Annotated in this window: 13 protein-coding genes; 9 read left to right on the forward strand and 4 right to left on the reverse strand. The window is 67.5% G+C overall.

Going from position 1 to position 13861, the window contains the following annotated elements; all coding sequences use genetic code 11:
- Positions 1 to 126: 126 nt before the first annotated feature.
- The 7 genes from NK718_RS16345 (at position 127) to NK718_RS16375 (ending at position 7920) form a co-directional block, all read left to right on the forward strand.
- Entirely contained in the window at positions 127 to 777 is a 651-nt protein-coding gene (locus NK718_RS16345; protein ID WP_254744429.1) for a methyltransferase family protein, read from the forward strand.
- A gap of 279 nt (positions 778 to 1056) precedes the next feature.
- Positions 1057 to 1767 (forward strand): outer membrane protein, encoded by a 711-nt coding sequence (locus NK718_RS16350; RefSeq protein ID WP_254744431.1) that lies wholly within the window; start codon positions 1057 to 1059, stop codon positions 1765 to 1767.
- 324 nt (positions 1768 to 2091) lie between these two features.
- On the forward strand, positions 2092 to 2841 hold the full coding sequence (locus tag NK718_RS16355) for an outer membrane protein (RefSeq protein ID WP_254744433.1): 750 nt from the start codon (positions 2092 to 2094) through the stop codon (positions 2839 to 2841).
- A gap of 324 nt (positions 2842 to 3165) precedes the next feature.
- On the forward strand, positions 3166 to 3915 hold the full coding sequence (locus NK718_RS16360) for an outer membrane protein (protein WP_254744435.1): 750 nt from the start codon (positions 3166 to 3168) through the stop codon (positions 3913 to 3915).
- Positions 3916 to 4291: 376 nt separating this feature from the next.
- Positions 4292 to 5008: an outer membrane protein gene (locus NK718_RS16365; protein WP_254744437.1), complete on the forward strand. Its 717-nt coding sequence runs from the start codon at positions 4292 to 4294 to the stop codon at positions 5006 to 5008.
- Positions 5009 to 5139: 131 nt separating this feature from the next.
- On the forward strand, positions 5140 to 6498 hold the full coding sequence (locus tag NK718_RS16370; RefSeq protein WP_254744439.1) for a phenylacetate--CoA ligase family protein: 1359 nt from the start codon (positions 5140 to 5142) through the stop codon (positions 6496 to 6498).
- A 120-nt stretch (positions 6499 to 6618) separates the two neighbouring features.
- On the forward strand, positions 6619 to 7920 hold the full coding sequence (locus NK718_RS16375) for a phenylacetate--CoA ligase family protein (RefSeq protein ID WP_254744441.1): 1302 nt from the start codon (positions 6619 to 6621) through the stop codon (positions 7918 to 7920).
- 19 nt (positions 7921 to 7939) lie between these two features.
- Here NK718_RS16375 and NK718_RS16380 read toward each other — a convergent pair whose 3' ends face one another.
- A complete protein-coding gene (locus tag NK718_RS16380) occupies positions 7940 to 8554 on the reverse strand; it encodes a TylF/MycF/NovP-related O-methyltransferase (RefSeq protein ID WP_254744443.1) in 615 nt (204 codons plus the stop codon).
- Positions 8555 to 8861: 307 nt separating this feature from the next.
- On the opposite strand from NK718_RS16380, the gene NK718_RS16385 reads away from it, so the two are divergent.
- Entirely contained in the window at positions 8862 to 10058 is a 1197-nt protein-coding gene (locus tag NK718_RS16385; RefSeq protein ID WP_254744445.1) for a glycosyltransferase family 61 protein, read from the forward strand.
- A gap of 1 nt (position 10059) precedes the next feature.
- Entirely contained in the window at positions 10060 to 10941 is an 882-nt protein-coding gene (locus NK718_RS16390; RefSeq protein WP_254744447.1) for a glycosyltransferase family 2 protein, read from the forward strand.
- Between the two features lie 22 nt (positions 10942 to 10963).
- Here NK718_RS16390 and NK718_RS16395 read toward each other — a convergent pair whose 3' ends face one another.
- The 3 genes from NK718_RS16395 to NK718_RS16405 form a co-directional block, all read right to left on the reverse strand.
- On the reverse strand, positions 10964 to 11719 hold the full coding sequence (locus NK718_RS16395) for a cephalosporin hydroxylase family protein (RefSeq protein WP_254744449.1): 756 nt from the start codon (positions 11717 to 11719) through the stop codon (positions 10964 to 10966).
- 11 nt (positions 11720 to 11730) lie between these two features.
- Positions 11731 to 12906: a class I SAM-dependent methyltransferase gene (locus NK718_RS16400; RefSeq protein ID WP_254744451.1), complete on the reverse strand. Its 1176-nt coding sequence runs from the start codon at positions 12904 to 12906 to the stop codon at positions 11731 to 11733.
- A 156-nt stretch (positions 12907 to 13062) separates the two neighbouring features.
- Positions 13063 to 13836, reverse strand: coding sequence for an FkbM family methyltransferase (locus NK718_RS16405; RefSeq protein ID WP_254744453.1), 774 nt, complete (start codon positions 13834 to 13836; stop codon positions 13063 to 13065).
- Positions 13837 to 13861: the final 25 nt, after the last annotated feature.

Raw genomic sequence — 13861 nt, forward strand, 5'->3', positions numbered from 1 at the left:
GGCGGCCCGTTTTCTCGCGACGAGATGAGCCCCCACGCGGGGTGGCCGACTTGCGAAATCTCCTTACCACAACTTAAAGTTACATTTTGCTGAGGTGAAACGAGCTCCGACGGGAGAGCCGAACGCGTGTCCAAGCCGATGGTCCTTCGCGGGGATTCGGGCTCCTGGCCCTTCCTGATGCGCGTGCAGCGCGTCCGCAAGGGCGCGCTCGGCGTTCTGATCGCCTGCGGGCTCGGCGCCATGGTGTTCGTCGCGCCGGCGCTGGATCGCGCCGGGGCGGCCGGCGCGGCGATCCGATGGAGCGGCGTGGCGCTGCTGTTCGCCTGCCTGTTCGGCCGCGTCTGGTGCTCGCTCTACATCTCGGGCCGCAAGGGCTCGGAGATCGTGCGAAGCGGCCCCTACGCGCTGTGCCGCAACCCGCTCTACGTGTTCTCGATGCTCGGCGCCTGGGGCGTCGGCGCGCAATCCGGCAGCCTCGCCGTGGCGGCGCTGTGCGCGGCGCTCACCTGGGCGGTGTTCCGCGTCGTGGTGTTCCACGAGGAGGAGTTCCTGACGGTGCGCCACGGCGCGAGCTTCGAGGACTATGCGAGCGAGGTGCCGCGCTTCCTGCCGCGCGCGCTGTGGACGGGGTACGACGGGCAGATCCCCGTCGAGCCGCGCCTCGTCATGCGCACCGCGCTCGATTCAGCGCTGTTCTTCCTCGCCGTGCCGGTTTTCGCCGTGATCGAGCAGGCCCAGCGCTCCGGCCTCGTCGACGCGCTGATCGTCCTTCCCTGAACCACCTCGTTCGGAGTCGTGGGCGGAGCGCCCGCGCCAGGGCGGACTCGCGCGCGGCACGCCAAGCAGCTTGAGCGTAACCACTCAGCATTCGACGCGCCTGAACGATGTGATCCGGCAAGTTGACAAAAGCAAAACACCGACTGAACCGGTGGTGGATTGTTGTTGTTTCGCAGCCACGGCAGCAACCGGAAGTTGACGACATTTCGACTTCTTCTCGACAAGTTACACGCGGGGGTTGTAATCGAGAGCTTCACACTCTCGGAAAGGGCCCTTTTCATGCGTCGCATTCTTCTCGCCAGTGTCATGAGCCTGGCGGCTCTTCCGGCCTTCGCCGCAGACCTTCCGGTCCGCACGGCCCCGGTCGCTCCCGCGCCGGTCTACGCTCCGCTCTACAACTGGACGGGCTTCTACATCGGCGCCAACGCCGGTTACGCGTGGGGCAACAGCGACGTCGTCGACCTCGCGCTCGGCACCAAGTATTCGCTCGATCCGGGCGGCTTCACCGCCGGTCTGCAGGCCGGGTACAACTACCAGGTCAACCAGTTCGTGCTCGGCGTCGAGGCCGACGCCAACTGGATCGACGCCTCCGACAGCTACAGCGACGGCTTTGTCTACGCCTCCAGCAAGGTGTCCTGGCTCTCCACCATCCGCGCCCGCGTCGGCTACGCCTTCAACAACGTCCTGATCTACGCCACCGGCGGTATCGCCTTCGGCGAGGCGAAGGCGACGTGGTACGACGGCGGCGCGATCTCGATCCGCGACTCCGACACCCGCACCGGCTGGGCCCTCGGCGCCGGCGTCGAGTATGCGTTCAACCGCAACTGGACCGCCAAGCTCGAGTACCTCTACTACGACCTCGGCGACTCGTCCTTCTACGGCAGCGCCCCGGTCGTCGGCCCGGCCCTGCTGCCCGTCGGCACGACCACCGGCGCCAAGGCCGACTGGTCCGGCAACATCGTGCGCGCCGGCATCAACTACAAGTTCTGATCCCGTCGCGCTCCGGCGCGACAGCACGCCGCCGCGGCCCCTCCGCGGCGGCGTTTTTTTGTTTCAAGTCCGGCCTGATGCAATCAAAACGGGAATGCAACCGAAATGCATCGGCATGATTTCGCGCCATAGATTTGCACGAGAGCCCAGTCGCGCATCGGTCATGATGAAGTAACTATTGGTTAATCATGTGACAACCTAGCGTATGTGGCGTTCATATCACATACGTGAATTCCGATTGATATTTTTCGGATTTCAACTCGACAAATCGCGACTCCGGTTTTATCTACCGCGCATGGACCACTAGACAGAGAGGCTGTTCCAATGCGTCGTGTTCTTCTCGCCAGCGTGCTTAGCCTGGCGGCCCTTCCTGCGTTCGCCGCCGACCTGCCGGCCCGCACCGCCCCGGGCGCGCCCGCGCCGGCGATGGCTTCCATGTACAATTGGACCGGCTTCTACATCGGCGCCAACGCCGGGTACGCCTGGGGTGCCGGTGACGTGAACGTTGTCGGCGACGCGGCCATCCTCGCCAACCTGGCCGCCGCCACCGGGCCGACCTCCGGTTCGCTGAATCCGGGCGGCTTCACGGCCGGCGCGCAGGCCGGCTTCAACTACCAGATCAACCAGTTCGTGATGGGCGTCGAGGCTGACGCCAACTGGGTCGACGCCAACGACAAGAGCTCCTGGACCGGCGCGGCGCCGGGCTCGTCCGCCAGCTTCAGCAGCAAGGTCGAGTGGCTGTCGACGGTCCGCGCGCGCCTCGGCTTCGCCGTCAATAACGTCCTCGTCTACGGCACCGGCGGCGTCGCCTTCGGCCAGGCCAGGTCCGCGTGGAGCTACAATGACGGCACGAACGCGTGGACGGGCGGGGAGTCCGGCACGCGCGCTGGCTGGGCGCTCGGCGCCGGCGTCGAATACGCCTTCAACCGCAACTGGACGGCCAAGGTCGAGTATCTGCACTACGACCTCGGCGACAAGACGTTCTTCAGCACGACCGCGGCCACCCACACCGCCAAGCTCAAGACCGACTACAGCGGCAACATCGTGCGCGCCGGCATCAACTACAAGTTCTGATCTCGTCGCGCTCCGGCGCGACAGCACGCCGCCGCGGGCCCTCCGCGGCGGCGTTTTTCGTTTTGGGTCCACACGGCGCGATGATGACGGAAATGAGTCCGAGATTCAGCGCCATGATTTGACGCCGCGGACCTTGCGTGCGGGCCCTGTCACGCGTCGGTCATATCTTGGTAACCATTACTTAATCGCGTCACATACTAACGTATGTTGCCGCCATACCACATACGCAACTTCGGATTGATAATTTCGTGATTTCAACTCGACAGATTGCGTCGGGAGGTTGTATCTACCGCGCATGGACTACCAGAAAGAGAGGCTGTTCCCATGCGTCGCATTCTTCTCGCCAGCGTGATGAGCCTGGCGGCTCTTCCCGCCTTCGCCGCCGACCTGCCGGCCCGCACCGCCCCGGTTGCGCCCGCGCCGGTGATGGCCCCCATGTACAACTGGACCGGCTTCTATATCGGCGCCAACGCCGGCTACACCTGGGGCTCGGGCGACGTGAGCGTCGTCGGCGACAGCACCTTCATCAGCAACCTGAACGCCGTCGGCGCGCCGACCAAGGGCTCGCTGGATCCGGGCGGCTTTACGCTTGGCTTGCAGGCCGGCTACAACTACCAGGTCAACCAGTTCGTGATGGGCGTCGAGGCCGACGCCAACTGGGTCGACGCCAGCAAGAGCTCCTACTGGGCTGGCCTGACCCCGGGCTCGACCGCCAGCTTCGGCAGCAAGATCGAGTGGCTGTCGACGATCCGCGGCCGCCTCGGCTACGCGGTCAATAACTTCCTCATCTACGGCACCGGCGGTTTCGCCTTCGGCCAGGGCAAGGCCACGTGGGGCTACGGCGACGGCGTGAACGTGTGGTCGGGCAGCGAGTCCGGCACGCGCACCGGCTGGGCGCTGGGCGCCGGCGTCGAGTACGCCTTCAACCGCAACTGGACGGCCAAGGTCGAGTATCTGTACTACGACCTCGGCGAGAAGACGTTCTACAGCACGACCGCGGCCGGCAACACCGCCGCGCTCAAGGCCGACTATAGCGGCAACATCATCCGCGCCGGCGTCAACTACAAGTTCTGATCCGCTCGCCTTTCGCGAGTATTGGCCGCCGCGATCCCGTCGCGGCGGCCTTTTTCATGGATGGCCCTCGGCTTCGCGCAATACAGGCGGAAAGGGGCGGGCGCGGACGGCCAGTCGAGCCTCCGGGCCGCCTGCCTAAAGAAGGTGCAAAGCCGAATTGACGCCCGTCGCGGCGCTTCGTTCCGCGCCCTCAACTGGGGCGTTCAACTTTCGGTAACCAAACCGACATCATGGCGCATCTGTCCGGACGCGGCGTCTGTTGCCCGAATGCAACGGACACAACCCTTGATTGATTTTACGCAGGTTTGGGCTCGACACCCCACACGCCCCGGTTGTATTCGACTCTCATACAGTTTCACACAAAGGGGCATCCACTATGCGTCGCATCCTCCTCGCCAGCGCCATGAGCCTCGCGGCTCTGCCGGCTTTCGCGGCCGACCTCCCGGCCCGCACCGCTCCGATCGCGCCGGCGCCGGTGATGGCTCCCATGTACAACTGGACCGGCTTCTATGTCGGCGCCAACGCCGGCTACGCCTGGGGTTCGGGCGACCTGACGTTCATCAACTTCCCGACCACCGAGCTCGGCTCGGGCATGTCGCTGGACAATGACGGCTTCACCGCCGGCGTGCAGGTCGGCTACAACTACCAGATCAATCAGTTTGTGCTCGGTGTCGAAGCGGACGCCAACTGGGTTGAAGGCAGCGACAAGCGCACGGTCCTCGGCCCGACGCTGACCGCCTACGGCACCTCCAAGGTCGAGTGGCTGTCGACGATCCGCGCCCGCCTCGGCTTCGCCGTCAACAACTTCCTGATCTACGGCACCGGCGGCTTCGCCTTCGGGCAGGGCAAGGCCACGCTGACGATCGCGGACGCGGAGGGCACTCAGTGGAGCGGCAGCCAGTCCGGCACCCGCACCGGCTGGACCCTGGGCGCCGGCGTCGAGTACGCCTTCACCCGGAACTGGACGGCCCGCGTCGAGTATCTGTACTACGACCTCGGCGACAAGACCTTCTACGCTCCGCAGTCCACCGCCGCGGTCAAGGCCGACTTCAACGGCAACATCATCCGCGCCGGCGTGAACTACAAGTTCTGATCCTCTTACCGGGGCATTCGAGAAGCCGCCGCGAGTCCGCTCGCGGCGGCTTTTTTCGTTCGCGTCGCCGCGCCGCTCGTGACGCCGCATCGGCGTGGTGCAGCGCCCTTATGTGAGTCCGGGACCGAGCCATGGTCGATTTCTCGCGATTCCCGCTGCGCCCGAACGCCTTTTCCGAGCGCCCGCTGAACATCGTCAAGCCGGAGGACAAGGCGGCCTTCGCGCTGCTGATGGAGCTCGTGCTGCTCGAGACCGGCAGCCGCGCGGCGCGCGAAGCCTGGCAGAAGGCCCAGCTCGCCAACGTGCTCGGCCATGCGCAGAAACGTTCGCGCTTCTGGGCCGCGCGCATCGGCCCGGGGAAGGCCTCGGCGGTGAAGCTGCGCAAGCTGCCCGAGCAGACGCGCGCCGAGGTGCTGGCGCAGGTGAAGGGCGAAGGCCCGCTGCTGACGCGCGCCGACGGTGTCGCCACCAAGGCGCACTTCACCTCCGGCTCGAGCGGCCAGCCGGTGACGTTCCACGTCAGCGAGGCGAATGCGATCTACAACGAGATCCGCTCCTTCGCGCAATACCTCATGGAAGACCGGGACCTGCGCGCCAACTGGGTGCGGCTGAAGCCCGCGCCGCCCATGCCCGCGCCGGGCTACAAGATCACGCGGGCTGACAATTTCGCCGGCCGGCTCGGCGGCCTGTTCGCCGCCGGCAAGGCGACGTTCATCGACTTCTCGACGCGCGACCTCGGCGAGGTGATGCGGCTCGTGAAGTCGTGCCAGCCGGGTTACCTCATCGTGCCGCCGCGCTATATCGAGATGTTCATCGAGCAGGCGGGCCTCGACTATCTGAAGAGCCTGCCCCTGAAGCTGCTGATCGGCATCGCCGAGGGCGTCCCCGAGGAGCTGCGCAAGACCTGCGAATCGATCGGCGTGACCTTCGTGTCCACCTATTCCTGCGAGGAGGTGGGCGTCGTCGGCGCGCAATGCCGGACGCAGCCCGACTGCTTCCACGTGGCGACCAGCAACGTCATCGTCGAGGAATCGGACGACAAGGTGGAGGTCGACGGCAAGGCGCTCGGCCGGCTGCTCGTCACCCACCTGCACGGCTACGCCACGCCGTTCATCCGCTACGACGTCGGCGACCTCGGCACCATCCAGGAAAGCTGCCCGTGCGGGCATGACGGGCCGGTCGTCACCAACCTGTTCGGCCGGCTGCTGTCGAGCGTCAAGCGCCGCGACGGCACGCGCGCCAGCCTCTACGTGCGAGGACAGGAGATGCAGCGCGTGCATCCGCTGCGGGAGTTCCGCATCCGCCAGACGGCGCTCGACCTGATCGAGATGGACGTCGTCTCCGACGAGCCGACCCCGGAGGGCGCGCTGAAGCTCGCCGACTATGTGCGCGCCGTGGCGGGGGAGGAGTTCCGCGTCGAGGCGCGCTTCGTCGACGCCATCGACTGGGGGCCGTCGCCCAAGCGCCTCGCGTTCCGCTGCGAGGTGTGAGTCCATCTCGCGTTCCGCTTCGCCCGCCCGCAGCCTCGTTCACTTGCCGATTGCGAATTCATGGTCGATTTTTCCGCATTCCCTCTCAAACCCACTGCCTTTGCGAAGAGCCCTTTTCAGATGGTTGCGCCGGAGGCGAAGGGCGCGTTCGGACTGCTGACGGAAATTCTTCTGCTGGAGACGGGCGACCGCGCCGCGCGCGAGGCGTGGACGAAAGCCCAGCTCGCCAACGTGATCGCCCACGCGCAGGCGCGCTCCCGGCTCTGGGCCCGGCGCATCGGTCCGGCGCGGGCCGGTTCCGTCGCGCTGGCTGACCTGCCCGAGATGAGCCGCGCCGACCTGATCGCCCAGGTGGAGGCCGAAGGCCCGCTGCTCGGCCCGGCGGAGGGGGTCGAGACGTCGGTCCACTCCACGTCGGGCTCGACCGGGCAGCCGGTGACATTCCACATCACGCAGGCCAACGGCCTCTACAACGAGGTGCGGCTGTTCGCGCAATATCTTCTGGAGAACCGCGACCTGAAGCTCACCCGGCTGCGCACCAACGCCCAGGCGAAGGTTCCCCCGCCGGGCTACAGGCTGAAGCGCATGCCGTCCTACGCGGGCGCGCTGGAGCCCCTGTTCGAGACCGGCGAGGTGGTCGAACTGCTCTATGCCAACGTCCCGGGCGCCGAGCTGGCGCGGATCGTCAGGTCGACGCGGCCGGGGCTCATCGTCTGCGCGCCGCGATTTCTGGAGGAGGTCGTCGCCGCCGCCGGATTCGAGCTGTTCAGAAGCGCGAAGGTGAAGGCGATCATCTGCCTCGCCGAGGCCGCGCCGGACTGGATCCGCGAGGGATTCGACGCGATCGGCGTTCCGCTGCGGGCCAACTACTCCGCCGAGGAGGTGGGGTTGATCGGCGTCGAGTGCCCCGCCACGCCGGGCTGCTACCACGTCGCCACCAGCAACGTCGTGGTCGAGGAAGCGCCGGGCCCGGTCGAGTACGAGGGCGTCGCGCGCTTCCGTCTCCTCGTCACCCACCTGCACGGCTACGCCACGCCGTTCATCCGCTACGAGATCGGCGATCTGGGCAAGCTCGCACCGCGCTGTGCGTGCGGGCACGACGGCCCGGTCATCACCCATCTCGCCGGCCGGCTCTCCTCGACGCTGCGCCACGCGGACGGCAGCCGCGGCCAGTTCCACGTGCGCGGCGGCGAGGTGCAGGACATCGTCCCGGCGACGAGGGAATTCCGCATCCGGCAGACGCGGCTCGACCTGCTCGAGGCGGAACTGGTCGCTCCCGGCGCGACGCCCGCGCAGGCGGAGGCGTTCGCCGACCATCTGCGCGCGCGAGCGGGGGCCGGCTTCCGCGCCGAGGTCCGCTTCGTCGACACCATCGACTGGGGGCCGTCGCCCAAGCGCCTCTCGTTCCGCTGCGAGGTGTGACGTCTCCGCCGACTTCGCGTCAGCGGATCAGGAGCCCCTGTCCGGTCGGGAGCGTGACGATCATCTTGCCCTGCCGGGCGGCGAAGTCGTTCCAGGCCTCGTACTGCGCCTCGTGATCCCTGAAGGCGTAGTCGTCGATCACGACGATGGCCCCGAGGGACAGTTTCGGCCACAGGCGCTCGATCGTCGCCATTTCGGCGGGGGCGTGGTTGAGGTCGATCGAGAGATAGGCGATCCGCTCGATCCGGGCTTCATCGAGCGAACCGGGCAGCACCCCGCGCACCAGGCGCGCGTTCGGGAACGGCGCGAAGTTGCGCTGAGCCAGATCCCACACGTTGGAATAGACGTTCCGGTTCAGCGCGCTCGCCTGGCGGCGCTGGGCTTCGTTCAGCCCGTCCAGGGGAATGCCCTCGAACGTGTCGAACAGCCAGAACGACTTCGGCACGGACCCCATGGACAGGTAATGGCAGACGGTGAGCGACAGGATGCCGGTGTGGACGCCGCACTCCACGAAGTCGCCGTCGAGCCCGAGCCCGTGTTGCGCGGCCCAGCAGCAGATGTGCGCGCGCCAGCGAATGTCCGGCACGCCTCGCTTGCGCTTCCGCCAGCCTTCCTTGTTCAGCTCCGCGGACATTGTCCAGGCGTCGGCGAATGTCTGGTCGTCGAGAAAGGACAAATTCTTGTTGCGGACCCCGACACCGTCCGCCCGGTAATCAACATGAATCGACCTGTCCCTGAGGACACGAAATTTGTCTCCGAAGGCGTTGATCTTTCTCTCCAGCTGAGATAGCATGTTTTTTGTATTTGAAATATTCATGATAGTATTCCGTTTCAATCATGCTGAAAACACGACCAGCCGCCGAATCGGAGATCGGTGTCGACAAGCAGGAGCGGGAGGGTTAAGTCGCTCCGCGGCCCCCTTGTTCCCGCAGCGCTACTCCATGGCCCGCAAGAAATCGAAGCTCCGCAGCATGATGTCGGCCCGGCGGCTGCGCTGGTCGGCGACGCGCGCGCTGGCGGCCTGCGCGCCTTCGCTCGGGCGCAGCCTCGCCTTTCCGACGCGCGGCGTGCGCGCCGTCGATTGCGCCAGCACCGTGATGGAGGACGTGCGCGAAGACCTGAGGCTGGCGGCGACGCCGGCCGAGACCGCCGACATCCTCGTCCCCGCCATGGCGTTCGATTCGGGTGACGTGGGCGGCAACCCGGCGGGCCATGCCGTCCAGTCCCGGCAGGCGGCGCTGGTCGAGGGCTGCGACATCCTCGGCCACACCATGACGCCGGTGCTGGCCGCGACCGGCGACCTCGTGAATTTCGACGGCGTCACCCCGAACTGGAACTACGCCAAGGCGGCGCTGCTGCGCGCCCGCCCGGCGCCGCCCGGCCGCTACGCGCTGCTGCCGGACGTGTCGAACTACTACCATTTCCTCGGCAACGACGTGCTGCCGCTGGTCAACTGGCTGGAGCGCCGGCCCGGCGACGCGCCGCTGACCATCGTGACGCGGCGCGAGATCAACCCGATGGCGCGCCACGTGATCGACGCGCTGGCGCGGGCCTATCCGGTGCTGCGCGTCATGGAGATCGGCGCGCTGGAGCGGCTGACGGGCGTGACGCTGGAATGGGTGTTCGCGCTCGCCACGAACTACGAGTGGATGCCGGTGACGCGCGGAGACGCCGACCGGCTGGCCGCCATCCTCGCCGCCCACGACGCCGCCGGCGGGCTCGCGCCGGCCGCGCCCGGCGAGCGCCTGTATCTCGACCGCGGCAACGCCAAGCTGCGCCGGATGACCGACGCCGAGGCCGTCGACCGCGTGCTCGAACGGCACGGCTTCGCGCGCTTCGTGGCGCGCTACGACAACCACGCCGAGCAGGTCGCGGCCTTCGCCGGGGCGCGGATCGTCGTGGCGACGCACGGGGCGGGGCTCGCCAATTTGCTGTTCTGCCGGCCGGGCGCGACCGTGGTCGAGATCTTCCCGTCGAATTTCGTCAAGAGCACCTATTTCTGGCTCAGCCGCCGGCTGGGGCTCAATTACCGCTACGTCATCGGCGGGCCGGGCGACTACGACCAGCATTTCGCGGCCGGGGCCGACGCGCTCGACCGCGTGCTGGCGGAGGTGACGGTAGCTGGATCGGATCGCTGACATGGCCTCGCTGACCGTCGCCGTCCCCGTCTACAACGAAGCCGAGATGCTGCGCGCCACGCTCGATGAGGTGAGCCGCCAGAGCTTCGGCGACTTCGTCGTGCTGGTGTTCGACAACGCCTCGACCGACGCCACGCCGCAGGTGGCCGCCGAGTTCGCCGCGCGCGACCCGCGCTTCCGGCACGTCCGCCAGCCTTACAACAAAGGCGCGCTGGCGAACTTCCACGAGAGCCTGATGGCGGCCGAGACGCCGTTCTTCATCTGGCGCGCTGCCGACGACCGCTGGAGCGACAACTATCTCGAGGCGCTGCACGGCCTGCTGACGGCCAACCCGCGCGACCAGCTCGCGGTCGGGACCATCGAAACGGCCGACCTCGACGGCCGCAAGCGCCGCATCGCGGCGTTCCCGGCGCGGTTGCGCGGGCAGGGGGCGGGCGGCGTGATCCGCATGCTGCGCGCCTCGAAGGCGGCCTGGATCTACGGGATGTTCCGGCGCGAGGCGCTGACGGCCCGCATGAACGAGGTCGTCGCCTCCTATGGCCACCCGTGGGGCTTCGACCACCTCGTCCTGTTCCGCTTCATCCTCGAAGACGTCGTGGCCGGCACGGCGGAGACGACGTTCTACCAGATCATCAAGCGCACGCGCGGACAGGCCACGATCCGGCGGACGCCGCCGGCGCTGGAGCAGATGCTGGAGCTGCGGCACAAATTCTATGCGCTCGCCCGGCGCGACATCGAAACGTCGGCGCGCCCGCCGGTCTGGAAAGCGGTTTGGCGTGCCTATCTCTGGTTCTATACTGGAAAACGAGTTTACCGCTTCGAGAAGATCCTGAAGCGCTCGCTGCTCGAGAAGGTCAGCCGGGTCTCCCGCGTCGCGCCCTGAGTCTCGAGGTCGCGATCCGCCCTCAGCGGATGCGCTTCAGCCAGGCCTCGGGCCAGTGCGAGATGTCGCCCTGGAACGTGCCCTCGTTGAACACGCGGGGCGGCTGCTCGTGGGAGAACTCGGGGTGGCGGGCGGCGAAGTCGCGCGCCGCCTGCGTGGGGTTGTCGGAGGTCCACTCCTTCCGGCCGCGCGGCGTATCGGCGAGGTCCTTCATCACGCCGTCCGTGGCGACGATCCACGAGCCCGGCGTCACCAGCGGCGCGTAGAGCTCCAGCTCCTCGGCGACATGCTTGTAGGAATGGTCGCTATCGAGCACCACCATCACCGTCTCGCCCGGCGCGATCAGCGAGCGCACTTTGTCCAGCACCTCGGGCGCGGTGGAGGAGCCCTCGATGAGCGTGATCAGGTCGCTCAGCGGATGGCTCTCGATGCGCGCGCGGTTGGCCGGACGGATCTCGATGTCGATGGCGATGACGCGCCCCTTGCCGAGCAGACGGCACAGGCTGGCCGAGTAGATCGCCGAGCCGCCATGCGCGACGCCGGTCTCGACGATCACGTCCGGGCGCAGCGCCGCCACCGCCTCCTGGTAGCGGATCATGTCCTCCGGCATCTGGATCACGGGCACGCCGAGCCAGGCGAAGGAGTACGAGTATTTCTGGTTCCAGCCCACCTTGACCCACAGGTCGGAGAGAACGTGGAAGGCCTCGTCGCTATAGAGCTCCAGCGTCCTGTCGCCGAGCTCGAGAACGCGACGCTCCGTGTCGATGTTGACCCGCATGGTCCTCGCCTTCAGTGAATGGGAACCAGCCGGGCGGTGATGCCGACCCGCGCCGCGATCTCGCGGATCTCGTCGACATAGCCGGGGTTCATGATGAAGATCGTCCGCGCGCCGCGCCGGGCCGCGTCCTCGGGGCCGAGCACGAGCAGCCCGCTGCACGGCAAATAGCGGTTTTGCTTGCCGGGATTGATGTCGACGACGTGGTCGATGTACTGGGCTTTCTCGTCCACCATCAGACCGAACGTCACGCCTTTCGCCCCCGCGCCCCACAGCGCCACCGGCCCCTGCGCGGCCGCCTCGCGGATGTCGCGCCGCCAGCGCTGGATGAAGCTTTCGCTGAAGCTTTGCAAGTCCAGATGCGGCAGCGTGCCGGTTTCCGGCGCGTGCGCGGCCTCGTCCTCGCTCGCCACCGCCTCCGCCCACAAATATTGCCCGCCGAAGACGTAGCGGATGGAGGGCGCGGCGAAGCCCGCGCGTTTCAGGGCGAGCGCCAGCGCTTCGGCCGAGAACAGCGAGCAGTGCTCGTAGAAGAAGTCCTGCATGGCCTGGTTCTGGACGATCCATTCCACGCAGGGCGTCTCGATGAAGATGCGGGCGCGGGAGGCCGGCCCCAGCGCGTCGCGGATCGAGGCGAGGAAGCCGACCGGGTCGGGCACGTGCTCGATCGTGTGCCGGCTGGCGACGACGTTGGGCGCGGTCGGCAGGCGGTCGGCGACCGACTTGTCGAAATAGCAGCGAAAGATGCGCGAGCCGGCCGGGCCTTCGCCGTCGGCGCCGCGCCAGGCGGGGTCGAAGCCGGTGGCGCTGCCGAGCCGCCGCCCGGCGGCGCGCGCCACCTCGCCGATGAAGACGCCCTGGCCGCAGCCGACCTCGAGGACATGGATGGTGTCGCCGGCGGGAATGGCGCTCACCACGTCGTCGGCGCGGGCGCGCACATGCGCCATGAAGGCGGGCGAGTAGGTCTGGTCGTTCTCGTAGGACTGGTCGTAGACGATCAGGTCCGGGTCGAACGCCCGGTTCCACACGAAGCCGCACGAGCGGCAGCCGACGAGGTCCATCGGGCCGGTCGGCGCGCGGCGGGCCTCCTCGCGGGTCGGATAGAGCCGGTTGAGCAGGATCGGCACATCGGCGCGGGCGACGAACGGAATGGCGGTGGTCGCCGAGCAGACCGGGCAGTGATCAGCCATGGAACACTCTGTGGGCGGGGCCGGGTCCGGAGTCGAGGGAAAAACCGACGGCGACGGATCGTCGTGCGACCCAAGGTTATTCGGCCCTCATGCACCATTCGGGCCCCCGGTGCAAGGCGAGGGGGCCTGCGCCATTCGCAGCGTGTCGCGGCCCGTTCAGTCCTTCACGTAGAAATGGTCGTAACCGAGTGAGCGCACGCGCCGCAAGTCGAGCGGGGCGAGGCGGCGGTCGAGCTCCTCGACGGGGCCGGCGAAATACTCCACCTGAAGCACCGCCGCGTTGCGGCGCAGAGTCGCCTCCATGCCTTCCAGAACCTTGGTCTCGCCGCCCTCGACGTCGATCTTGGCGACGACGAGCTTGCCGGTCACGTCCAGCGTGGCGTCGACGGTGGTGACCTCCACGTCGATCAGGGTCTCTCCCGCCTCGGCCTCGCCTTCGAGAATGCGCGAGTGGCCGCGATTCTTGGCCAGCGACACGACGAATGAGGCGCGGCCCGGCTTGTCGGCCACGGCCTGCTCAACCACGCGCACCTTCGCGAGCGCGTCGTTGATCCACAGATTGGCGCGCAATTGGACGAGGTTGGCGGGCGCCGGCTCGTAAGCGACGATGGCCTCGAAGGGCAGGCGCGAGGCGAGCACCAGTGAATAGAGGCCGGAATGCGCGCCGATGTCGAGGAACACCGCGCCTTTATTCAAGGCGGGGTGCTGGAGCGTCAGCGCCGCGAGCGCGTCGATCTGCTCCTCCTCCCACACGCCGCGGAACAGCAGGTTTCGGTCCACCGCGTTGATCTGGTCGAGCAGCAGCAGCACGCCCATGCGCCGCTCCACCATGTAGCGATGGCGGAACAGGCGCGCGTAGGTCTTCAGCACGCTGGAGACGAGGTTCCTCGTCAGGTGAACCCGGCGCAGCAGGCGCGGAGTGTGGAACATGGCGCGTGTCTCGGCGGCTATCGTC

Origin of the sequence: Alsobacter ponti (assembly GCF_024294805.1) — a bacterium.
In the GTDB taxonomy this organism is placed as follows: Bacteria; Pseudomonadota; Alphaproteobacteria; order Rhizobiales; family Beijerinckiaceae; genus Alsobacter; species Alsobacter ponti.